Below are 23,506 nucleotides of genomic sequence, written 5' to 3'. Positions count from 1 at the left end.
CCTGTTGAAGGAGTGTTCGAATGAATATGCAACAGGCCATCAAGATGACGGCCGCCGAAACGGCGCTGGTCGATGCCTATACTGCGCAGATCGGTGATCTGCCCGGCGACGGGGCCGTGCTGTCGCTCCGCGACACGCTCGTCCACGAACTGCGGACGGCAGGATTGCCGACCCGCCGCATCGAGTCCTGGCACTATACGGACTTGCGCACGCTGTTGCGCGCGGTGCCTGACGCCGATCCGTCCGCCTTTGCCGATCGGGTCGATGCCGTCGTTCCGGGTTCGTCGGTGCTTTCGGTTCGCAGCGGTCAGGCCGACGTCAAGAGCCTTCCCAAAGGCGTGACGGCACGCTCCTACACCGAGAGCCTGATTGACGGTTCGGCTATCGCCGGTCTCGCTGTTCTCGGTTCGGATGACGCAATCGGCCGGATCAACGGCGGGCTCGTCCGCGGTGGTCTCGAGATCGAGCTTGCGGAAGGCGCCGAACTGGAAGCGCCGCTCGAGATTCAGGTTGTTCAGAGTCATGGCCAAGCACACACGCGCTTTCCCGTGTCCTTCGGCGCCGGCTCCAAGGCGACGGTGATCGAACGGCACCTGTCGACGAATGCGGAGCCGAGCTTCGTTTCGTCGGTGAGCGACGTCACCCTCGCCGAGGGTTCCGACGTGATCTGGATCATCGTGCAACAGCAGGGCGCGGCCGATACCCATCTCGGCCAGATCCGCTTCAACCTCGGCAAGGACGCGAAGCTGCACCTCTTCGTCATTAACGCCGGCGGCAAGCTGGTGCGCCAGGAGATCCATGGCAAGACGAGCGGCGAGGGTGCTGATCTGACGCTGCGCGGCATCAACCTGCTTGGCGGCGAGAGCCACACGGACGTGACGTTCACGCTCAGCCACGACGTGCCGCACACCACCTCGAGCGAGATCATCCGCAACGTCGTTTTCGACCGGGCGAAGGGCGTATTCCAAGGCAAGATCCTGGTCGCCAAGGATGCGCAGAAGACCGACGCGAAGATGTCCTGCAATACGCTGCTCTTGTCCGACGATGCCGATCTTTCGGCAAAGCCTGAGCTCGAAATCTTTGCAGACGACGTGCAGTGCGGTCATGGTGCGACGGTCGCCGATATCGACCATACGCAGCTCTTCTACCTGCTCGCCCGCGGCATCCCGGAGAACAAGGCGCGCGCGATGCTCGTTAACGCCTTCGTCGCCGAGATCGTCGAAGAACTTGACGATGACGAGGAACTGGTCGAGGCGCTGGAAGGCATAATCTCGACCTGGCTGGAAAAACACGCCTGATTGGACGAAAGACATGGAACATATCGTGCCGGTGCCGGCCTATGACGTCGAAGCCATCAGAAAGGATTTCCCGATCCTTTCGCGGACGGTCTATGGCAAGCTGCTTGTCTATCTCGACAACGGCGCATCGGCGCAGAAGCCGCAGCTCGTTATCGACGCCGTCGCCCATGCCTATGCCAATGAATACGCCAACGTCCATCGCGGCCTGCATTTCCTGTCGAACGCCGCGACGGAAGCCTATGAGGCGGCGCGCGAAAAGGTTCGCCGGTTCCTGAATGCGCCGTCGGCCGACAACATCATCTTCACCAAGTCCTCGACCGAGGCGATCAATACGGTTGCGTACGGCTACGGCATGCCGAAACTCGGCGAAGGCGACGAGATCGTGCTCTCGATCATGGAGCATCACTCCAACATCGTTCCCTGGCATTTCATCCGTGAGCGCCAGGGTGCGAAGCTCGTCTGGGCGCCCATCGACGACGACGGTACGTTCCACATCAAGGACTTCGTCAAGTGCCTGACGGAACGCACGAAGCTGATCGCCATCACCCACATGTCGAACGCGCTCGGCACGGTCGTGCCCGTAAAGGAGATTTGCCGCATCGCCCGTGAGCGCGGCATTCCGGTGCTGATCGACGGTAGCCAGGGCGCTGTGCATATGCCGGTCGATGTTCAGGACATAGACTGCGACTGGTACGTAATGACCGGCCACAAGCTGTACGGTCCGTCCGGCGTCGGCGTGCTCTACGGCAAGATGGATCGCCTGAAGGACATGCGTCCCTTCATGGGCGGCGGCGAGATGATCGAGGAGGTGACCGAGGACCGCGTCACCTACAACGATCCGCCGCACCGCTTCGAGGCCGGTACACCGCCGATCGTGCAGGCGATCGGCCTCGGCTACGCACTCGATTATATGGATAAAATCGGCCGGGAAGCGATCCGGGCCCATGAGGCGGATCTCACGGCTTACGCCCGCGAGCGGCTGTCGTCGATCAACTCGCTGCGGGTCTTCGGCGATGCACCGGGCAAGGGCAGCATCTTTTCCTTCGAGATTGCCGGCGTTCATGCCCACGACGTTTCAATGGTAATCGACCGTGCTGGCGTTGCCGTCAGGGCAGGAACACATTGTGCTCAGCCGCTCTTGAAACGCTTCGGCGTTACCTCCACATGCCGTGCGTCCTTCGGCCTCTACAATACGCGGGCCGAGGTCGATGCGCTGGCCGATGCGCTGGACCACGCTCGCAAGTTTTTCGCCTGAACAGACCGCTGCAGGGCGTCTGTTGATGTTGTTTTCTCGCGGGCTCTTACCGGAACACTTTCGCGGAGCCTGTCTAAGGAGGCCGATATGAGCCTGGATGCAACGCAAGAAAAGGTCGATGTCCGCGAAGGCATCGTTCACTCGGCTATTCCTGCCGAGGAATTGGCGCGCCTCAGCGACGACATCATTGCAGCGCTCAAGACAGTCTATGACCCGGAGATCCCGGCCGACATCTTCGAGCTCGGTCTTATCTACAAGATCGACATCGAAGACGACCGGATGGTGAAGATCGAGATGACGCTGACCGCTCCGGGCTGCCCCGTGGCGGGTGAGATGCCGGGCTGGGTCGAAAACGCTGTCGGCGCCGTCGAAGGTGTTTTGGGCGTCGAGGTGACGATGACCTTCGACCCGCCGTGGACGCCGGACCGCATGTCGGAAGAGGCGCAGGTCGCGCTCGGCTGGTACTGAGCTTCAGCCTGATATTGATCCGTTAAGGCGCGGGCACTACATTAGATTCTGGAAAGCGCTGGGCCTTTACCCCGGTGATATGAAGGAGAAAAAGCCGATGGGCTTTGCCGTGATGAGCTTGACCGATGCGGCCGCCGGCCGCGTACGGGCGATCGTCGAGAACGCTGGAAGCGATGCCAAGGGCATCCGCGTGAGCATCAAGAAGGGCGGCTGCGCCGGCATGGAATATGCCATCGACCTGGTGACCGAGCCGAATAGCAAGGACGATCTGGTCGAGCATCTCGATGCCAGGGTCTGGGTCGCGCCCGAGGCGGTGCTCTATCTGCTCGGCACTCAGATGGATTTCGAAGTGACGCCGCTGCGCTCCGGCTTCACCTTCAACAACCCCAACCAGACTTCCGCCTGCGGCTGCGGCGAGTCCGTCGAGCTCAAGCCGGCCGATCTGGCGGCGCTTGCGTCCCGCGGCGATGCCGTCGTTCGCGCGAACTGACCGTTTCGCAAGCGTGAAGAATTTAAGAAAGCCCGGTTTCAGCCGGGCTTTTTCGTTTTATCGCGATTGTCGTTGACGGGGCGGCGGTCGTGCACGTGGCACGCTCCGCCGCGTCACATCATTCCGCCGCTTCCGCGTAGCTTTCGATCGGCGGGCAGGTGCAGACAAGATTGCGGTCGCCGTAGACGTTATCGACACGGTTAACCGGCGACCAGTATTTGTCGACCCGGAAGGCACCGGGCGGGAAGCAAGCCTGTTCGCGAGAATAGGGCCGATCCCAGTCGCCGACGAGGTCTTCGACCGTGTGCGGCGCATTCTTCAGCGGGTTGTTGACCTTGTCCATCCGGCCTTCCTCGATCGCGCGGGCTTCCTCGCGGATCGCCAGCATCGCATCGCAGAACCGGTCGAGTTCCGCCTTCGTTTCCGACTCGGTCGGCTCGATCATCAGCGTGCCGGCAACCGGCCAGCTCATTGTCGGCGCATGGAAGCCGCAGTCGATCAGGCGCTTGGCGACATCGTCGACGGTGACGCCTGCGCTGTCGACAAGCGGACGCGTGTCGACGATGCATTCGTGTGCGACACGGCCCCTAGCCGACTTGTAGAGCACATCGTAAGCACCCTTCAGCCGCGCGGCGATATAGTTGGCATTGAGGATCGCCACCTTGGTCGCCTGGGCCAGGCCTTCGCCGCCCATCATCAGGCAGTAGCTCCAGGAGATCGGCAGGATCGAGGCCGAACCGAAGGGAGCTGCGGACACGGCACCCTCATGACCGTCCGTTTCCGGATGGCCCGGAAGGAAGGGAGCAAGATGCGCCTTCACGCCGATCGGTCCCATGCCTGGGCCGCCGCCTCCGTGCGGAATGCAGAAAGTCTTGTGCAGGTTCAGGTGGCTGACGTCGGAGCCGATGTCGCCGGGTCGGGCGAGACCGACCATGGCGTTCATGTTGGCACCATCCATATAGACCTGGCCGCCGTGCTTGTGAACGATCTCGCAGACTTCGCGCACATTCTCCTCGAACACGCCATGCGTGGAGGGATAGGTGATCATGCAGCAGGAGAGATTGTCGGCATGTTGCTCGGCTTTGGCACGGAAATCGTCCATGTCGATTTCGCCGATGTCGCTGACCTTGACGACCACCACCTTCATGCCGGCCATCTGCGCGGAGGCCGGGTTGGTGCCGTGCGCCGAGGTCGGAATGAGGCAAACGTCGCGATGATCGTTGCCGTTGGCGATGTGATAGGCGCGAATCGTCAGAAGACCGGCATATTCACCTTGCGCACCCGAGTTTGGTTGCATCGAAATCGCGTCATATCCCGTGACTGCGCAAAGTTTTTGCGACAGATCCTCGATCATGTGGCGATAGCCGAGCGCCTGGTCCGCCGGAGCGAAGGGATGAATTTCGGAAAATTCCGGCCAGCTGATCGGCAGCATTTCCGCCGTAGCGTTGAGCTTCATCGTGCACGAGCCGAGCGGGATCATCGCCCGGTCGAGCGCGAGATCGCGGTCCGCGAGGCGGCGGATATAGCGCGTCATCTCGCTTTCAGCGCGGTTCATGTGGAAGATCGGATGGGTCAAATATTCGCTGGTGCGCAGCAACGGCTGCGGCAGGCGATAGCCCGGCTCGAACTCTTCCACCCTGAAATCACCGCCGAAGGCGCGCCAGACGGCTTCGAGCGTCACCGGCCGCGAGCGTTCGTCGAGGCTGATGCCGATTTTCGTGCTGCCGATCTTGCGAAGGTTCACTTCCTCGGCCACCGCCGTCTTCAGGATGATGCCCTGCAGCTTGCCCACCTCGACCGTGATCGTGTCGAAGAAGACGTCCGGCTCGACAGTGTAGCCGAGCTTTTCCAGCCCCATCGCGAGACGCACCGTCTTCTGGTGGACGCTCTGCGCGATCGCCTTGATGCCCTGCGGGCCGTGGAAAACGGCATACATCGACGCCATCACGGCAAGCAGCACCTGCGCCGTGCAGATGTTGGATGTCGCCTTTTCGCGGCGGATGTGCTGTTCGCGCGTCTGCAGCGACAGACGGTAGGCGCGGTTGCCGCGCGAATCGACCGAAACGCCCACAAGACGGCCCGGCATCGAGCGCTTGTAGGCGTCCTTGACGGCCATATAGGCTGCATGCGGGCCGCCATAACCAACCGGGACGCCGAAGCGCTGCGTCGAGCCGATGGCGATATCAGCGCCCATGTCGCCGGGCGACTTGAGCAACGCCAGCGCCAGCGGGTCGGCCGCGACGGCCGCGATCGCGCCCTGTTCGTGCAGCTTGGCGATCAGGGTGGTGAAGTCGCGAACGTGGCCGTAGGTGCCTGGATACTGGAAGATCGCGCCGAAGACATTGGCGGCATCGAGATCCGCGAAGGGATCGCCGACAACGACCTGCCACCCGAGCGGCGCAGCACGGGTTTTCAGGAGCGCGATCGTCTGGGGGTGGCAATTCGCGTCGACAAAGAAGGTTTTCGCCTTCGACTTCGCAACGCGCTCGGCCATGGCCATGGCTTCCGCAGCCGCCGTCGCCTCGTCGAGCAGTGAAGCATTCGCGACATCGAGCCCGGTCAGGTCGCAGACCATGGTCTGGTAATTGAGCAGGGCTTCGAGGCGGCCTTGGCTGATTTCGGGCTGATAAGGCGTATAGGCGGTGTACCAGGCCGGATTTTCCAGAATATTGCGCTGGATGACCGGCGGCGTGATCGTGCCGTAATAGCCCTGACCGATCAGCGAGACGAGTTTCTGGTTGCGGTTCGCCGTTTCGCGCAGCTTGTCGAGCGCCTCGCGCTCGGTCATCGGCGTGCCCCAGACGAGCGGTGTTTTTTGACGGATCGCCGGCGGAACCGTATCGTCGATGAGGGCGTCGAGGCTTGGATAGCCGACAACCTTCAGCATCTCATCCATTTCCGCGGGCGAGGGGCCAATGTGACGCCGATTGGCGAAGTCGTAAGGTTTGTAGTCGGTAAAGGTGAAGTCCTTGGGCATGCTCATCAGGCGACGAGCTCCTTGTAGGCCGCTTCATCGAGAAGGGCGTTGACGGCACTCGGATCGGCGAGTTTCAGCTTGAAGAACCAGGCAGCACCCTGCGGATCACTGTTGACGAGCGAAGGGTCGTCGACGATCGCCTGGTTGACCTCGACAATCTCTCCGTCGAGCGGACAATAAACGTCGGAGGCCGCCTTGACGGATTCGACGGTCGCGGCCGAATCGCCCTTGGCGAAGGAGGCACCGGCTTCCGGCAGTTCCACGAAGACGAGATCGCCGAGCTGCCCGGCTGCGTGCTCGGTGATGCCGACAGTCGCGACGTCACCTTCGATCTTCAGCCACTCGTGTTCCTCGGTGAATTTCAGCATTGGCGCTCTCTCCTGATCAGCGTTTGTAGGTTTGTTTTACAAAGGGCATGGCGGTGACGGTAAGCGGCAGGTATTTGCCCCGCACCTCCGCGTAAAGTTTCGTGCCGTTTCCGGCCTGGGCGGCGTCGACATAGCCCATGGCAACGGGGCCATCGACGCTCGGGCCGAAGCCGCCGGAGGTGACGGTGCCCACGGGCATCTTGCCTTCGGCATCAGCGAAAATCTTGGCTCCGCCACGAACAGGCGCGCGCCCTTCAGGCTTCAACCCGACACGGCGGCGCGCGGCTCCGCTGGCGAATTCGGAAAGGATGCGCTCGGCACCGGGGAAACCGCCGGCGCGATCGCCGCCCGAGCGGCGGCTCTTCTGGATCGCCCATTCGAGCGCCGCCTCGACCGGCGTCGTGTCGGTATCGATGTCGTTGCCGTAAAGACAAAGACCCGCCTCGAGGCGAAGCGAATCGCGCGCGCCGAGACCGATCGGCATGACGTCCGGATGTTCCAGCAGGCGCTGGGTCACGTCGGCGGCCGACTGGACGGGGATCGAGATTTCGAAGCCGTCCTCGCCGGTGTAGCCGGAGCGAGAAATGATGCAGCTCACGTCGTGGAGGTCGGCCTCCGCCACATCCATGAAGCGCATGGAGGCGACGTCTGCCCAGAGCTCGCACAGCACCGTTTCCGCACGCGGTCCCTGCAGCGCAACTAGAGCGCGGTCATCGAGCATGGTGACCTCGCAACTGTCGCCAAGACCCTTCTTCAGGTGCTCGAAATCCGCGCCCTTGCAGGCGGCATTGACGACGAGGAAAAGGTGATCGCCGCGATTGGTGATCATCAGATCGTCAAGGATGCCGCCTTCGTCATTGGTGAACAGGCCATAACGCTGGCGGCCCTCCGCCAGGCCGAGCACGTCGACAGGCACGAGTTTTTCGAGCGCCCGCGCCGCGTCCTCGATGCGACCGGACTTCGGCCGGACGACGATCTGGCCCATGTGCGACACGTCGAAGAGGCCTGCTGCGGCGCGAGTGTGCAGGTGTTCCTTGAGAACGCCTTCCGGGTACTGCACCGGCATGTCGTAGCCGGCAAAGGGCACCATGCGCGCACCGAGTGAAAGGTGCAACGCGTTAAGCGGCGTGTGCTTCAAATGGGAAATATCTTCCAAATCCGGCCTCCAGGTCTGGCGCATCCTGCGCCGGCTCACACTACCGGCGTCAAACGCCGAGAAATTTGAGCCCCCTCTGTCCCTTTGCCTGAGATTGTTATCCCTTCGGCGAGCGTGACCGCTTCTCTCCAGAGTCCTACCGGCACCTTGCTGGTCCTTTGGCCTGAGAGTTTCCGGGGCGGTTGCTCCTTCGGCACCGGATTGAACCGGTTTCTCCCAACAAGATCGTCTCCAGATAACGGCGAAGGCCGGAACTTGGCAAGAGCCTATGTCGCGACCAAACATATTTTTGTCGCGTGAGCTTCATCACCGCCGCTAACAACGTGCGGCAATTCGGCCTTTGCAATTCTGGTCGGCTGGGGATAACGAATTGGCTGACCAAGGGGAGATCATGGCAAGGCGCGTGGACAAATGGCGGATTGCGGTGCGGGTGCTCACCGCCTTTGCGCTCGTTTTCCTGTCTTTCGCCCACAAGCCGGCTTTCCCGAAAACGCTGGGCCCAGAGGATGCTGCCGAGTATCTGCTGCCCGACGGCACATTCGCGGATATCTGCTTCGGCACGGACGGTGTCGATCATGACGCGGGACAGGAAAAAGCGCCCAAGATCGCCCCCGTATGTGAAGCCTGCCGCCTGGCCGGATCGGTCATGCTGCCAGCGCCGCCCCAAGAAAGCGCCCCCGCTGACAACGGCAACTGGCTCGTTCAGGCGCCAGCCATCAAGACCGAAGTGGCGCTTCCCCTATTCCGGCTGTTGCCGCCGTCACGCGGTCCGCCAACAGCTGTCGTAAGCTTCTCCTGACGCATTCCATTTTTCATTCAACCGCCAAGGCGGTGTTGACCACAAGGGTCCGAGACCCGCGTGGTTCGGAGATTACGACATGACCAAGATCAAATTGACCCTGCTTGCCGCCGGCCTCAGCCTTACCGCCACCACTATGGCGCAGGCCCATTCCACCTTCCAAACCGCTGCCGAAACAACTTCCAGGGCCGTTCTCCAGTTTGACCAGGTGGCGGCCGAGGGCCCGGCACCGACTGTGACGCTCGCAAGCAGCACGCACGCACAGGGCGAGCAGGACAATCAGCAGATGGCCGGTGGGCCGGTCGGGGCCGGGGACCTCGAAATCTCCGGCGGCGCCGTCAAGGCAATGCTGCCAGGCGCGAAGGTCGGCGGTGGCGGATTTGTCGTGAAGAATACCGGCGGCACTGACGATCGGCTGCTCGCTGTCGAGAGCCCTGCTGCAGGGCGGGTAGAACTGCATGAAATGAAGATGGAAAACGACGTCATGAAGATGCGCAAGCTCGATGACGGCGTTGCCATTCCGGCAGGCGCGACCGTCGAACTGAAGAGCGGCGGCCTGCACCTGATGTTCATGGAGGTGAAGAAGCCCTTTGCCGAGGGCGAGACAGTGCCCGTGACGCTCACCTTCGAAAAGGCGGGCAAGGTCGATTATGTGCTGCCAGTCGGCGCCGCCACCGGCGGCCATAAGCACAACTGAACCTCGTCCGCTTCAGACCGTCACGATCCCTGGATGAATTGATCCAGCATCGCGGCGATCTCATCGTCATTTTCTCTTTCGTCGCCGGCAGGATCGTCCTGCCGGCTTTCCTCTTTCTCGCCGCGTTCATCATCCATGTGTTCGAGATAGCGACGCAGCGCTTCGGCCTGCGTCTCTTGCGGCGGGCGGCCATCGGCGCTGATGAGCATTAACCCGAGGGGCAGGGCGCCCTTGACCATGGCAATTGGCGCTGGCGCGGCGTGTTCCTGCCTGCGCACCGAAAGCAGCGTGATCGCCTCATCGGTCGGGCCGTCGCCACGCACGCGGGCCGACGGCTTCACGGCTTCCGCCGCGTATGCCGCCGTTGTCGCGGAGATGGAGACGACCTGGGTCAAGATATCCCGCCTCGTTCAGCGCCAAGCGCCTTTTCGAACCTCAACAATCCTTCTTCTGTGCCAGATTTCGCTTGCGAGGCGGTGAAATCGGGCGGGCGGATTTTATACAAATCTTAACGTTTGCGTCGACTGCAGCGGCGGCCGGCAAAAAGTTTGCGCTGTGCTGTCGGCAGATTATCCGCCGGGCCGTCCTTGAGGCATGACACGCCACCTAGGGCGATCCAAACTGGAGGATGAGACATGCTGAAGACGACCTTGGTCAGCCTGATCGTTGCGACGATAGGCGCACTTTGCACGCCCGCGACAAGCGCCGCCGAAGAGGCGACAGTGGAACAGAAGGCAACCCCGGCGCCAACGAGGAGCGGGCACCTCAAGCTGAACGGCATCAACTACTACTATCAGGTCTACGGCGATGGCGAGCCGGTACTGCTGCTCCATGGTGGTCTCGGGATCATCGAAATGTTCGGGCCTAATCTCGCGAAGCTTGCCGAGAGCCGCCAGGTGATCGGCGTCGATCTCCAGGGACACGGCCGTACGCCACTCGGCAACCGCCGGATCGATCTCGCCGCGATGGGCGCGGACATGGGCGCTCTCGTCAAGGAGCTCGGCTACGAACAGGTCGACGTGCTCGGCTATTCGATGGGCGGCGGCGTCGCTTTGCAGATGGCGGCGCAGGCGCCCGGGAGCGTGCGGCGGCTGGTGCTGGTCTCGACGCCCTACGCCAAAGACGGCTTTTATCCCGAAATGATCGCAGCGCAGGCCCAGGTCGGCGCAGGCGCGGCCGAGATGATGAAGGAGACGCCGATGTACAAGTCCTACGCTGCCGTCGCGCCGGACGTGTCGGAGTTCCCGAAACTGCTCGACGCTATGGGCGACCTGATGCGGCGCGACTATGACGGGTCAGCAGCCGTGGCCAAGCTCACCATGCCCGTCATGCTCATTTATGGCGACAGCGACATGTTCCGGCTTGAGCACGTCGTCGATTTCTACCACAAGCTCGGCGGCGGTCTGAAGGACGCCGGCTGGATGCGCGAGAACATGTCGAAGAACCGGCTGGCGATCCTGCCCGATCTCACCCATTACGACATCTTCGTCTCGCCGAAGCTTTTGGAAGCAGCCTTACCCTTCCTCAACGGCGAGAGCGGCGCGAAGAGCTGGGCGGAAGAGGTCCGGGGGAAATAGACCAACGCATTCGCATGCTGCGATGGGTGCCCGAATTCACCCAATAATTTCTATACCTTCGGTTGAGCAACATAGTACAATCACAGTCGCAACGAAGAAAAGGGGCCGCCAGATCCTGCGCAAATGCATGAGCATTGGGGGACGTCACTCAGCCAGGAAAGGACGAAGGTCTATGCGCGTGATCGTGTTGTTGGTAGCGCTTTCTGCACTGTGCGCGTGCTCGCAAACCTCAAGGTCGACCACGGTCGACCGGTACGAACGCGGGGAAGGGGATTACTATCCGGGCATCGTACCGCCGACCCCATTCTAGAACGCCAACCGCATTCACGTTACGGAAGTCGTGACGCAGGGGGGCCTCATCGACCGGGCTTCCTGCCCCGCTGATCGCGTCTCCTGAATGGACGCACTCCATTTGAGGCATAGCCGATGCTCTGTCGCAAATCTTCGCTTGGCCAATGAGTGAGCACATCCAAAAGAATGGCTCCCGATCACCCGTAGGGAATTGATCCCGCGCCAACGCCGGAATATCAATGATCGTCAATCCGTTAGCAAAAAGTACGAGACCTATGCGCAAGATCCTGTTGTTGCTCGCAATCGCCACTCTCGCGGCATGCTCGCAAACCGTCCACGTCGGAGGCGAAGGGGAGTACTACCAGGGCATCGTTCCGCCGCGGTGATTGTTGGCCCGCATCGGCAGAATCTCCGACAGCAGCCGCGCGGGGCCAGGCAAATCGCCAAAGCCTCTCAGACCGCAAATGTCGGCATTTGGCCAGAAAGCGCTTTCGCTGAAGTCCTCGAAGTCGGGCTTTCATGGAAGCCGCGTCCGAAACTCGCGCGGGTCAAGTCATATACCGACATCCGCGCGTGCCGGGGCAGGTGCTTCCCTCGACGCGAGATCGTCACCCATGTCTTAGGGTCCGGGCCGGACAAGAAACATTTGGTGGAGTCGAAGGGATTCGAACCCTCGACCTCCGCAGTGCGATTGCGGCGCTCTCCCAACTGAGCTACGACCCCATCACCTGAAGTGTATAGGAGAATTCCGCGAGGGGCGCCAGTGTCCTGTGACACGAAGGTGAGCGAGACTGGTCTCTTCGTCAGGAGACGCGTTGATGCCCAGGACACTTAGTCACCTGGGCTGGTGCCAATCCGAGAGCAAAGTGATGCCGAACCTTGGCGAAGCCTCGCGCAGGCGCTCGATCTCCTCGGGTGTCGGCGGCCCTGCGACTTCGCCCGGTCGAAGTTCGTGGCCGGCTTCCTCGACAAACCGGTCGAACAAAGCGGGCGTCCCGATCAAGATGTATCTGCAAGGATTGCCGCTCATGTTCATAAGCTGGTGCGGAATGCCGCGCGGCAGGAAGATGCTCTCGCCTGCGGTCAGGCGCCGACGCTCGCCGTCGATCACCGCAGTCAGTTCGCCCTTGACGATGTAGACCGTCTCGTCGTCCTTGGCGTGGACATGGATCGGCGTCCTCGTGTTTCCGTCGCTGTTGTTCTCGAAGAGGCAGAACTGCCCCGCTGTCTGTTCTCCGGACAGCAGGCGTTTCATGACGATGCCTGCCAGAACGAACTGTTTGCCGTCGACATCTCTCATCGTTCCTTCCCTCCCACGGCTCGGCTACAGCGCCGTGCGTCCTTCAGGACGCACAAAGGACGCTGTAAGTCTTTGAATCTACGCATCGTGCTTTCCGAAAATCGATTCCGATTTTCAGGCCGATGCGCTGAGGCGCGCGTTCGTTGCCGGCGCACGCGGGTGCAAGTCCTTCCCCTGCAGCCGTCTGCCCATGATCAGACACACGCTGCACGGGTATGTAGCGCGGCGAACAAGCTGAGCCAGACATGCGATATAACGCATAAGAGCGGCCGGGTGGCCGCTCTCTGACTTTTCTTTGCTAGGTGGTGTTCAGTCCCGCAGCAGCATCATCAGCAGCAGCCGGGGCGCAAGTGTCATCAGCTGCACCCGCTCGTCGCGCCGCAGGTGTCGCACTTCTCGCAGGTGCCGTTCCTGACCATCGTGAAGTTCTGGCACTCGGAGCACATGTTGCCGGTGTAGCCCTGCATGATCGAGCGGGCGCGGCGTTCGGCTTCGACCTTCTTGGCGTCGGCCTTGGCGGAGGCGGCCTCAGCGGCGGCCTTGTCGGAGAAGAGGGCGGTTACGCCCTCGTCCGAATCGGCCGCAACGTCTTCGGCAAGCTCCGCGGCGCGTTCTTCATAATCGCGCTTGAAGGCGAGGGCTTCCGATGCAGCAGCCGCCACGGCCGGTTCCAGCTTGCGGGCGGCGTTGCCGGCGATCGAGGTGATCGTGGCACCGCCGGAAGCACGCGCCGGTGCGGCGGTCGATGCACCCTTCGGCTCGGAGAGGGTGCGATCTGCCGTGCCGCCGACGATGGTCGGCTTGTAGCCGCGGGTCCAGCCGGTCGAGACGAGGTTGGTCTTGCCTTCCTGAATGCCGCGGCCCAGTGCGGTGTTGCCGAAGTCGGAGGTATCGACGTGCGCAAGGTCGTGGCGGCCGAGATAGGAGACCGCGAGTTCGCGGAACACGTAGTCGAGGATCGACGTCGCGTTCTTGATCGCGTCATTGCCCTGGACCATGCCGGCCGGCTCGAACTTGGTGAAGGTGAAGGCCTCCACATATTCTTCGAGCGGCACGCCATATTGCAGGCCGAGCGAGATGGCGATGGCGAAGTTGTTCATCATCGCGCGGAAGGCGGCGCCTTCCTTGTGCATGTCGATGAAGATCTCGCCCAAGCGGCCATCGCCGAATTCGCCGGTGCGGAGGTAGACCTTATGGCCGCCGACGATCGCCTTCTGGGTGTAGCCTTGGCGGCGATTCGGCAGCTTTTCACGGGCGCGGATGACCTTCTCGATCACGCGCTCTACGATCTTCTCGGTCACTGCGACAGCCTGGGCGGCCGCCGGTGCCTGCATCAGCTCTTCGATTGCTTCCTCTTCCTCGTCGTCCTCGATCAGCGAAGCGTTCAGCGGCTGCGACAGCTTCGATCCATCGCGATAAAGGGCGTTCGCCTTCAGCGCCAGCTTCCAGGAAAGCATGTAGGCGTTCTTGCAATCCTCGACGGTCGCCTCGTTCGGCATGTTGATCGTCTTCGAGATCGCGCCGGAGATGAACGGCTGGGCGGCCGCCATCATGCGGATGTGGCTCTCGACCGAAAGGTAACGCTTGCCGATCTTGCCGCAGGGGTTGGCGCAATCGAACACCGGCAGGTGTTCGGCCTTCAGGAACGGCGCGCCTTCGAGCGTCATCGCGCCGCAAACGTGGATGTTGGCGGCTTCGATGTCCTTCTTGGAGAAGCCCAGGTGCTCGAGGAGGTTGAAGTCCATGGAGGCAAGCTGTTCGTCGGTGACCTTCAGCGTGCCCTTGAGGAAATCTGCACCAAGCGTCCACTGGTTGAAGACGAACTTGATGTCGAAGGCGGACTTCAGCGCGGCGTTGACGGCTTCGACTTTCTCGTCGGTGAAGCCCTTGGCCTTGAGCGTCGCCGGGTTGATCGCCGGCGCCTGGTTGAGGTTGCCGTGGCCGACGGCGTAAGCCTCGATCTCGGCGATCTGGCTTTCCGAGTAGCCGAGCGTGCGCAGTGCTTCCGGTACCGCGCGGTTGATGATCTTGAAGTAGCCGCCGCCGGCGAGCTTCTTGAACTTTACGAGCGCGAAGTCAGGCTCGATGCCGGTGGTGTCGCAATCCATTACGAGGCCGATCGTGCCGGTCGGCGCGATAACGGTTCCCTGGGCATTGCGGTAGCCGTGCTTCTCCCCGAGTTCGACCGCCTTGTCCCAGGCGCTCTTGGCGTGGGTGATCAGGTCCTGGTCCGGGCAATCGGCGTGGACGAGAGCGACCGGGTTGACCGACAGGCTCTCATAGCCCTTCGCCTCGCCGTAGGCGGCACGGCGATGGTTGCGCATGACGCGCAGCATGTTGTCGCGGTTCGGCGCAAAGCTCGGGAAGGGGCCGAGCTTGGCCGAGATTTCGGCCGAAGTGGCATAGGCAATACCGGTCATGATCGCGGTCAGCGCACCGGCGATGGCACGGCCTTCGGCCGAGTCATAGGGAATGCCGGACGACATCAGCAGGCCGCCGATATTGGCGTAGCCGAGGCCGAGCGTGCGGTATTCATAGGAAAGCTCGGCGATCTCGCGGGACGGGAACTGCGCCATCATCACCGAGATTTCGAGAACGAGCGTCCAGAGGCGGACGGCATGTTCGTAATCGCCGATGTTGATCCGCTTGGTGGCGGCATCCTTGAACTGCATCAAGTTCAGTGAGGCGAGATTGCAGGCCGTGTCATCGAGGAACATGTATTCCGAGCATGGGTTCGACGCGCGGATCGGGCCGGCAGCCGGGCAGGTGTGCCAGTCGTTCATCGTCGTGTTGAAGTGCAGGCCCGGGTCGGCCGACGCCCAGGCGGCGTAGGAGATCGACTCCCAGAGATCGCGGGCCTTCAACGTCTTCATCACACGGCCGTCCTTGCGGGCGGTCAGTTTCCACTCACCATCGGCCTCGACGGCACGCAGGAAGTCGTCCTTGATCGACACGGAGTTGTTCGAGTTCTGGCCGGAGACGGTGAGATAGGCTTCCGAATCCCAGTCCGTGTCATAGGTCTTGAACTCGATATCCTTGTAGCCCTGGCGCGCGAACTGGATGACGCGCTTGACGTAGTTTTCTGGAACCAGCGCCTGCTTGGCGGCGCGGATCTCACGCTTCAGCGCCGGGTTCTGCTTCGGGTCGAAGCAGGCGTCGTCGCTGCCGTCACAATTGACGCAGGCCTTCATGATCGCCTTCAGATGCTTCGCGACGATCTTGGAGCCGGTGACGAGGGCAGCGACCTTTTGCTCTTCCTTGACCTTCCAGTTGATGTATTCCTCGATATCCGGATGGTCGATGTCGACGACCACCATCTTGGCAGCGCGGCGCGTCGTGCCGCCCGACTTGATGGCGCCGGCGGCGCGGTCGCCGATCTTCAGGAAGCTCATGAGGCCGGAGGACTTGCCGCCGCCCGACAGCTTTTCGCCTTCGCCACGCAGATGCGAGAAGTTGGAGCCGGTGCCGGAGCCGTATTTGAAGAGGCGCGCCTCGCGCACCCAGAGATCCATGATGCCGCCCTCGTTGACGAGGTCATCGGCAACGGACTGGATGAAGCAGGCATGCGGCTGCGGGTGCTCGTAAGCGGATTTCGACTTCGTCAGCTTGCCGGTAAAGGGATCGACATAGAAGTGGCCCTGGCCGGGGCCATCGATGCCGTAGGCCCAGTGCAGGCCGGTGTTGAACCATTGCGGCGAGTTCGGCGCGACGCGCTGGGTCGCGAGCATGTAGGCGAGTTCGTCACGGAAAGCGGCAGCATCTTCTTCCGTGTCGAAGTAGCCGCCCTTCCAGCCCCAATAGGTCCAGGTGCCGGCCAGGCGATCGAAAACCTGGCGCGCATCCGTTTCGGAGCCGTACTGCTCATCCTTCGGCAGCGCCTTCAGCGCATCGGTATCGGGCACGGAGCGCCACAGGAAGGAGGGTACGTCGTTTTCCTCGACACGCTTCAGCTTGGCCGGCACGCCCGCCTTGCGGAAATACTTCTGCGCCAGAATGTCGGCGGCGACCTGGGAGAACTGCGCCGGCACATCGATGTTCTCGAGGCGGAAAACGATCGACCCATCCGGGTTCTTGATCTCACTCGTCGCCTTGCGGAAATCGATCTCGGCGTAGGCGGTTTGCCCGGCCTTCGTGAAACGGCGTTCGATCTTCATGGTCCCGTGTCCTTTGTTGCCATGCGCCCGAGGCGCAAATATCCCCGCCCGGCCGCGAGGTCCCGCAGCCAGCTCCAGCTTCCGTCATTTGAAGGAAACCCACGCCCTGGGTCACCCTGTATCTTGTGATTATGCTGGCTGCAAACACTAAATATAGTATTAACAAGTCATTTATGCCAGCCTGAATGTTGTCCCGACGGCCCGAAAATCGCGCAAAACTCCCCCGCCGCGGCCACACGGATCATCCGTGCGGATCGCATGCCAGGACCGACGATTTGGGGAGATGAACCGGCCTCTTAACTTCCCGGTCCGCCGCCGTCGCAACGTGAAATCCATTAACCGTGAATCGGCTCGGGGCGTCAAGGGGTGGTTTGTGACGGAAGTTTGAGCGCTATATGTTGTGTGGATCGACTGTGGAAAACGGGGACATTGGTCAAGCCGTTGAAAATCAGGGACTTCAGCAGGTTGCCTGCGACAATGCCGCAACGGCAGGGGCAAGATCAAAATTTTCAGGGGTAAAAAAGCAGATGAAGGCTATGCCGTACCGCTACCCGCGATTGCAAACACGGTCCGTCTATGACCGCACCTTAGTGATTCGCTGTGCGGTGACATCGAAGAGGCAGCTCCGTGGCGATTTGAGCGAGCGCCCACGACACTACAGCGCCGCGCGTCTTATCAGCTGTAGCACTTTGAGCTGCTGCATGTATCCTTAAATCGGCTCCGATTTAAGGATACATGCACTAGCGTCGCCGCGGCGACCCCGCTGCAGCGAATCACCTTGTGCTCGGCGCTACGCCGTTCGAGATAGCGGCGGGGCGGGCTAACCCACCCGCTTCTGCAGTTCTCGTGCACCATTCGGCGCGTTGATCTTGCCCGAGGTTATGAAGAAGGCAAAAACGTCGCGGGACTGCTTGTCTGCGTTGCGGTCCGGCGCACTCTTCTCGAGCCCTTCCGGCTCGCCGCCCGCCGCAAAGGTTTTCAGCCGTTCGGCCCAGAGATCCAGGTCCTTTGGCGGATAACAGGTCTTTATGTCATCGCTGCCGATCTGCAGTCGCGCATAGACGAAGTCCGCGGTGACGTCGGCGATCATCGGATAGTCCGCATGTTCGGCGAGCACGACCGCCACCTTGTATTTGTTCAGGAGTCCGATGAAGTCGGGCGTTTGAAAGGACGGACTGCGGACCTCGACCACATGGCGAAGCTTCAGCCCATCCTGCTTTTCCGGAAGGAGCTTGAGAAATCCTTCGAAATCGTCCGGCTCGAATTTCTTGGTTGGCGCGAACTGCCAAAGGATAGGGCCGAGGTGCTCGCCCAGTTCCGTCAGGCCCTGGGTCAGGAATCTCCCCATCGATTCACCGGCTTCGGCGAGAATCTTGCGATTCGTCACGAAGCGGCTGGCTTTCAGCGAGAAGATAAAATCGTCCGGGACTTCCGCCGCCCACCGGGCAAAGGTTTCCGGCTTCTGCGAGCTGTAATAGGTACCGTTGATCTCGATCGTCCGCAGTTCCTTGCCGGCGAATTCGAGCTGGCGCTTCTTCGGCAGGTCGGAAGGGTAGAAGGTGCCTTCCCAGGGCTCGAAGGTCCAGCCGCCGATGCCGACGCGGATTTTCCCGGATTGTGTCATCGTCTCCTCCTCACGGCCCTTCGGGGCGTTTCACCTCATTGCCGCCAAACGGCTCGACGACACTCGCAATCAGCGTCGCCGATCCCCGTCAGCACGGCCACCCGTTTCCGAGCGAGCGTCAGTTCCAACCGAGCGCCGCGTTCCACCCCGTGTCGGAAACGCGGATCGGCCGTAAGCCGGTCACTCCGCCGCTTCGACCTTCTTGAGCGGTCGACGCTCCAGCAGCTCTTTCAGGAATTGCCCGGTATAGGAGCGGGGCTCCTTCACCACGTCTTCCGGCGTACCCCTGGCGATCACTTCGCCGCCGCCGTCGCCGCCCTCCGGGCCGAAGTCGATGATCCAGTCGGCCGTCTTGATGACTTCCAGATTGTGCTCGATGACCACGACCGAATTTCCCTGATTGACGAGCTCATGCAGAACTTCAAGAAGTTTCGCTACGTCGTGGAAATGCAAGCCCGTTGTCGGTTCGTCGAGGATATAGAGCGTGCGGCCGGTCGACCGTTTCGACAGTTCCTTGGCGAGCTTCACGCGCTGCGCTTCGCCACCCGAAAGGGTGTTCGCCTGTTGCCCCACCTTGATATAGCCAAGGCCCACCTGGTTCAGCGTCACGAGCTTGTCGCGCACTGACGGCACGGCCGAGAAGAATTCGACGCCTTCTTCGACCGTCATGTCGAGCACGTCGGCAATCGACTTACCTTTGAAATGCACGTCCAGCGTTTCGCGGTTGTAGCGCTTGCCATGGCAGACGTCGCAGGTGACGTAGACGTCCGGGAGGAAGTGCATCTCGATCTTGATGACGCCGTCTCCCTGGCAGGCTTCACAGCGGCCGCCCTTGACGTTGAAGGAGAAGCGTCCCGGCTGGTAGCCGCGCGCCTTCGCCTCGGGAAGCCCTGCAAACCAATCGCGAATCGGCGTGAAGGCACCGGTATAGGTCGCCGGGTTCGAGCGCGGCGTGCGGCCGATCGGCGACTGGTCGATATCGATCACCTTGTCGATATGCTCGAAGCCGTCGATCCGGTCGTGCTCTGCAGGATTTTCGCGTGCGCCCATGATGCGGCGTGCGGCAGCCTTATAGAGCGTTTCGATGAGGAAGGTCGACTTGCCGCCGCCCGAAACGCCTGTGACCGCGGTGAAGACACCGAGCGGGATCGAGGCTGAAACGTCTTTCAGGTTGTTAGCCCGCGCGCCTACGACCGTAATTTCCTTCTTCTTTTTCGGCTTCCGCCGTTCGCTCGGAACGGCGACGGCGAGTTCTCCGGAGAGGTATTTTCCGGTGAGCGATTTCGGATTGGCCATGATGTCGGACGGTGCACCTTCGGCGACAATCTCGCCGCCGTGGATGCCGGCCGCCGGGCCGATATCAACGACATAGTCTGCCGTCAGGATCGCGTCCTCGTCGTGCTCCACGACAATGACCGTGTTGCCGATGTCGCGCAGATGCCGGAGCGTCTCGAGCAGGCGGGCATTGTCGCGTTGATGCAGACCGATCGAGGGCTCGTCGAGCACATAAAGCACGCCGGTCAGACCGGAACCGATCTGGGAAGCAAGCCGGATGCGCTGGCTTTCGCCACCGGAGAGCGTGCCGGAATTGCGTGAGAGGCTGAGATATTCAAGCCCGACATCGTTGAGGAAGCGCAGCCGCTCGCGGATCTCCTTGAGGATGCGCACGGCAATCTCGTTCTGCTTGGCGTTGAGGTGTTCAGGCAACGCATCAAACCAGTCGCGGGCGACTCGGATCGACATCTCGGTGACTTCGCCGATGTGCAGTTTGTTGATCTTGACGGCAAGCGCCTCCGGCTTCAGCCGATATCCGGCACAGGCCGGGCAGGGGGCCGCCGACATGAAGCGCTCGATCTCCTCGCGCGCCCAGGCGCTATCGGTCTCCTTCCAGCGGCGCTCGAGATTGGGCACGATGCCTTCGAAGGTCTTCGTCGTGTTGTAGGAACGCGCACCATCCACATAGTGGAAGACGATCTTTTCCTCCGTGCCATGCAGGATGGCCCGCTGCGCCTCCCCGGAGAGTTCGCTCCAGCGGCTACCGAGCTTGAAATCAAAGACCTTGCCCAGCGCCTCCAGCGTTTGATTGTAATAAGGCGAGGAGGATTTTGCCCAGGGCGCAATCGCGCCGTCGCGCAAGGTCCGGTTCGGCTCCGGGACGATCAACGCCTCGTCGATCTTCTGCTGGCTGCCGAGCCCATCGCAGGTCGGGCAGGCGCCGAAGGGATTGTTGAACGAAAAGAGCCGCGGCTCGATCTCCGGAATGGTGAAACCGGAGACTGGGCAGGCGAATTTTTCCGAAAACAGCACCCGCTCGTGTGTCTCGTTCAATGATTTGTTGGCAGAGCCGCCGGCAGCGGTTTCTTCCGGCGGCAGAGGTTTGTCAGCGAATTCGGCGATCGCCAGGCCATCGGCAAGCGTCAGGCAGGTCTCGAGGCTGTCGGCAAGACGCGTCGCGAGATCGGGCCGCACCACGACACGGTCGACGACCACATCGATGTCGTGCTTGTATTTCTTGTCGAGCGCCGGCACGTCGGCGATTTCATAGAATTGGCCATCCACCTTGACGCGCTGGAAGCCCTTCTTCATCAGTTCGGCGAGTTCCTTCTTGTACTCGCCCTTACGGCCGCGCACGAGCGGTGCAAGAATATAGAGACGCGTGCCTTCGCCGAAGTCCAGCACGCGATCGACCATCTGGCTGACGGTCTGGCTCTCGATCGGCAGACCGGTGGCCGGCGAATAGGGCACGCCGACGCGCGCGAAAAGCAGGCGCATATAATCGTAGATCTCGGTGACCGTGCCGACCGTAGAGCGCGGATTGCGCGAAGTCGTCTTCTGCTCGATCGAGATCGCCGGCGACAGGCCGTCGATCTGGTCGACATCTGGCTTCTGCATCATTTCGAGGAACTGGCGGGCATAGGCCGACAGACTCTCGACATAGCGGCGCTGGCCCTCGGCGTAGATCGTATCGAACGCGAGCGAGGACTTGCCGGATCCGGAAAGCCCGGTCATCACGATGAGCTTGTTGCGCGGCAGATCAAGGTCGATGCCCTTGAGATTGTGCTCGCGCGCGCCGCGAATGGAGATGGTCTTGAGTTCGCTCATCGGAAGCCAGCTTTGCATGTCGTTGAAAGCCTCCTATGTAATGACGACAACGCCCATGTCGAGGCGCAATCGGCAAAGAGGCGGCTCAATTGCGATTCGGTTGACAGGATAATAGGGGAATATTAGAACAAAAAAAGAACAAATGTCAGGGCTAATCTTGCAAATCAGCTGTGGATTATGCGCTATGCGGGGCGTATCAACGGCGGCGGGCCGCTAAGATGCGCGTTCTTGAAATATTGGAGAGCCGGACCGGCGGTTCGGCGGAAAACACGGGAAAAGCGATATGGCTGGTAGCGTCAACAAGGTGATCTTGATCGGAAATGTCGGGGCCGACCCGGAAATCCGGCGCACGCAGGATGGCCGCCCGATCGCCAACCTGCGCATCGCCACCTCGGAAACCTGGCGCGACCGCAACAGCGGAGAGCGCCGAGAGAAGACGGAATGGCACACCGTCGTCGTCTTCAACGAGGGCCTCTGCAAGGTGGTCGAGCAATATGTGAAGAAGGGCGCGAAGCTCTATATCGAAGGTCAGTTGCAGACCCGCAAGTGGCAAGACCAGAACGGCAACGACCGCTATTCGACCGAAGTCGTACTGCAGGGCTTCAACTCGACGCTGACGATGCTCGACGGTAGAGGCGAGGGCGGTGGCTCCGGTGTCAGCCGTGGCGGCGGCAGCGACTACGGCGGCGGCTATGAGGATTACGATCAGCCGCGCCAGTCTTCGGGCGGCCGTTCTGGCGGCCAAGGCAGCCAGGGTGGTCAAAGCGGCGGCAACTTCTCGCGCGATCTCGACGACGACATTCCGTTCTGATGTGTTGCCGCTCGCAAGGGCGGCTCACGTCTGTTTGTACGCGATAGGCGGCGAAGTATCAGAAAGCCGGTCCAAGAGGGCCGGCTTTCGACGTTTTTTTGACTTTTCCACTCCATTGCCGCTTGGGCGCGCCGGCCCGCAGACAATCCAGTTGTTGGTGCGCACGGGATCGCTGCGCAACAGGGCTTCGGTTCTGCCATGCGAGAAGCGCGCTACGCCAGAAAGGCCGAGCGTACGCCGTCGACGACGAACTGCACTGCCAGTGCAGCCAGGATGACACCGAGGAGACGCGTGAGGATGGCGCGCCCGGTGACCCCGAGAAAGCGGTCGATGCGTTCGGCGATGACGAGTGCCAGAAACAGGAGCGCCATCGACGCGGCGATGACGAGGAGAAGCTGGACTCGGTCGACGACGGAGGGAAACGAACTGCCGAGCAGGATCGTGGCCGAAATCGCGCCCGGGCCGGCGATCAAAGGCAGGGCGAGGGGAAAGACCGCGATGTTGTGAAGATGGTCCTTGGTCACTGCAACTTCGCCGGCCTTTTCCTTCCGTTCCTGACGTTTCTCGAAGATCATCTCGAAGGAGATCCAGAAGAGCAGCAGCCCGCCTGCGATGCGAAAGGCGCCGATCGAGATGCCGAGCAAACCGAGGATGCCATCACCGAAGAGAGCGAAGGCGGCAAGGATGAAGAAGGCGATCAGCGAGCCACGGGTGGCGACCTGAAAACGCTCCTGACGGCTGAGACCCACTGTAAGACTTAAGAAAATCGGCGCCAGGCCCGGCGGATCGAGCGTGACAAGCAAAGTCGTCAGTGCATTGATCAAAAGATCGACATTGAACATCCGTTTCCCCTCCCGGATTGCTACCCCGGGTTTTCCCGGTGGCATGGACGCATTGTTAGGCAAGCGCAGCGAGCTTGGAAAGGGGTGGCTAGCCAACGGTCGATCAATGGCTTAAACCGGGCTGGGCGCGTCGATTGTGGCCCTGATCGTCAGGGACGCAGGTGCACATGGGAGGCAGACGCAGATCTCGTTCCGATTTCCGGACGAATGCCCTAGAAAAGCCTGTTCTGGCGGCAAAAGACTGTTCACAACCAACTGCAAAAATTGGCGCTTAGAGCCGCATTCGGCTATAAAAAA

General features: G+C 61.5%; 16 protein-coding genes, 1 tRNA gene, 1 pseudogene and 1 riboswitch. Of the genes and pseudogenes, 8 read left to right on the top strand and 10 right to left on the bottom strand.

Going from position 1 to position 23,506, the window contains the following annotated elements:
- The first annotated feature begins 20 nt into the window (after positions 1-20).
- The 4 genes from sufD (at position 21) to sufA (ending at position 3,511) form a co-directional block, all read left to right on the top strand.
- Positions 21-1,298, top strand: a complete 1,278-nt coding sequence (gene sufD, locus FKV68_RS09945; RefSeq protein ID WP_180941312.1) for a Fe-S cluster assembly protein SufD — start codon at positions 21-23, stop codon at positions 1,296-1,298.
- A 13-nt stretch (positions 1,299-1,311) separates the two neighbouring features.
- Entirely contained in the window at positions 1,312-2,553 is a 1,242-nt protein-coding gene (locus FKV68_RS09940; protein ID WP_180941311.1) for a cysteine desulfurase, read from the top strand.
- Between the two features lie 87 nt (positions 2,554-2,640).
- Positions 2,641-3,021 carry an SUF system Fe-S cluster assembly protein gene (locus FKV68_RS09935; protein ID WP_180941310.1) on the top strand — a complete coding sequence of 127 codons (381 nt, stop codon included), beginning with the start codon at positions 2,641-2,643 and terminating at the stop codon, positions 3,019-3,021.
- Positions 3,022-3,118: 97 nt separating this feature from the next.
- The gene (sufA, locus tag FKV68_RS09930) at positions 3,119-3,511 is read left to right on the top strand and encodes a Fe-S cluster assembly scaffold SufA (RefSeq protein WP_180941309.1); all 393 of its coding nucleotides are present in this window, start codon (positions 3,119-3,121) and stop codon (positions 3,509-3,511) included.
- Positions 3,512-3,629: 118 nt separating this feature from the next.
- On the opposite strand, the gene gcvP is transcribed toward sufA, so the two are convergent.
- Genes gcvP through gcvT form a run of 3 tightly spaced genes read right to left on the bottom strand, consistent with a single transcriptional unit; the run spans position 3,630 to position 8,036 of the window.
- Positions 3,630-6,494 carry an aminomethyl-transferring glycine dehydrogenase gene (gcvP, locus tag FKV68_RS09925; RefSeq protein WP_180941308.1) on the bottom strand — a complete coding sequence of 955 codons (2,865 nt, stop codon included), beginning with the start codon at positions 6,492-6,494 and terminating at the stop codon, positions 3,630-3,632.
- The gene (gcvH, locus tag FKV68_RS09920; RefSeq protein WP_180941307.1) at positions 6,494-6,856 is read right to left on the bottom strand and encodes a glycine cleavage system protein GcvH; all 363 of its coding nucleotides are present in this window, start codon (positions 6,854-6,856) and stop codon (positions 6,494-6,496) included. Before gcvH ends, gcvP begins: the two co-directional genes overlap by 1 nt.
- Before the next feature lie 16 nt (positions 6,857-6,872).
- Positions 6,873-8,036 carry a glycine cleavage system aminomethyltransferase GcvT gene (gene gcvT / locus FKV68_RS09915; protein ID WP_425347577.1) on the bottom strand — a complete coding sequence of 388 codons (1,164 nt, stop codon included), beginning with the start codon at positions 8,034-8,036 and terminating at the stop codon, positions 6,873-6,875.
- A gap of 117 nt (positions 8,037-8,153) precedes the next feature.
- A riboswitch (glycine riboswitch) is annotated at positions 8,154-8,241 on the bottom strand.
- A gap of 162 nt (positions 8,242-8,403) precedes the next feature.
- Between gcvT and FKV68_RS09910 the strand changes: the two genes are divergently transcribed.
- Complete coding sequence (locus FKV68_RS09910; RefSeq protein WP_180941305.1) at positions 8,404-8,811, top strand: hypothetical protein; 408 nt, start codon at positions 8,404-8,406, stop codon at positions 8,809-8,811.
- A 199-nt stretch (positions 8,812-9,010) separates the two neighbouring features.
- Positions 9,011-9,508, top strand: a pseudogene (locus FKV68_RS09905) (copper chaperone PCu(A)C); the annotation flags it as partial.
- 20 nt (positions 9,509-9,528) lie between these two features.
- On the opposite strand, the gene FKV68_RS09900 reads toward FKV68_RS09905, so the two are convergent.
- Entirely contained in the window at positions 9,529-9,903 is a 375-nt protein-coding gene (locus FKV68_RS09900; RefSeq protein ID WP_180941303.1) for a hypothetical protein, read from the bottom strand.
- 240 nt (positions 9,904-10,143) lie between these two features.
- On the opposite strand from FKV68_RS09900, the gene FKV68_RS09895 reads away from it, so the two are divergent.
- Entirely contained in the window at positions 10,144-11,085 is a 942-nt protein-coding gene (locus FKV68_RS09895; RefSeq protein WP_180941302.1) for an alpha/beta fold hydrolase, read from the top strand.
- 938 nt (positions 11,086-12,023) lie between these two features.
- Here FKV68_RS09895 and FKV68_RS09890 read toward each other — a convergent pair.
- The 5 genes from FKV68_RS09890 to uvrA all read right to left on the bottom strand — a co-directional run bounded on the left by FKV68_RS09890 (position 12,024) and on the right by uvrA (position 21,556).
- Positions 12,024-12,099, bottom strand: a tRNA-Ala gene (locus tag FKV68_RS09890).
- 112 nt (positions 12,100-12,211) lie between these two features.
- Positions 12,212-12,676 (bottom strand): cupin domain-containing protein, encoded by a 465-nt coding sequence (locus FKV68_RS09885; RefSeq protein WP_180941301.1) that lies wholly within the window; start codon positions 12,674-12,676, stop codon positions 12,212-12,214.
- 356 nt (positions 12,677-13,032) lie between these two features.
- Positions 13,033-16,830 (bottom strand): vitamin B12-dependent ribonucleotide reductase, encoded by a 3,798-nt coding sequence (locus FKV68_RS09880; protein ID WP_180941300.1) that lies wholly within the window; start codon positions 16,828-16,830, stop codon positions 13,033-13,035.
- An 820-nt stretch (positions 16,831-17,650) separates the two neighbouring features.
- Complete coding sequence (locus tag FKV68_RS09875) at positions 17,651-18,454, bottom strand: DUF72 domain-containing protein (protein WP_180941299.1); 804 nt, start codon at positions 18,452-18,454, stop codon at positions 17,651-17,653.
- Between the two features lie 180 nt (positions 18,455-18,634).
- On the bottom strand, positions 18,635-21,556 hold the full coding sequence (gene uvrA / locus FKV68_RS09870; protein ID WP_180941457.1) for an excinuclease ABC subunit UvrA: 2,922 nt from the start codon (positions 21,554-21,556) through the stop codon (positions 18,635-18,637).
- A 283-nt stretch (positions 21,557-21,839) separates the two neighbouring features.
- Between uvrA and FKV68_RS09865 the strand changes: the two genes are divergently transcribed.
- Positions 21,840-22,367 carry a single-stranded DNA-binding protein gene (locus FKV68_RS09865; RefSeq protein WP_180941298.1) on the top strand — a complete coding sequence of 176 codons (528 nt, stop codon included), beginning with the start codon at positions 21,840-21,842 and terminating at the stop codon, positions 22,365-22,367.
- A gap of 212 nt (positions 22,368-22,579) precedes the next feature.
- Here FKV68_RS09865 and FKV68_RS09860 read toward each other — a convergent pair whose 3' ends face one another.
- A complete protein-coding gene (locus tag FKV68_RS09860) occupies positions 22,580-23,209 on the bottom strand; it encodes a MarC family protein (RefSeq protein WP_180941297.1) in 630 nt (209 codons plus the stop codon).
- Between the last annotated feature and the right edge of the window lie 297 nt (positions 23,210-23,506).

It is taken from the genome of Sinorhizobium mexicanum (genome assembly GCF_013488225.1).
Lineage (GTDB): Bacteria > Pseudomonadota > Alphaproteobacteria > Rhizobiales > Rhizobiaceae > Sinorhizobium > Sinorhizobium mexicanum.
This window is presented reverse-complemented; position numbering and strand designations above follow the sequence as displayed.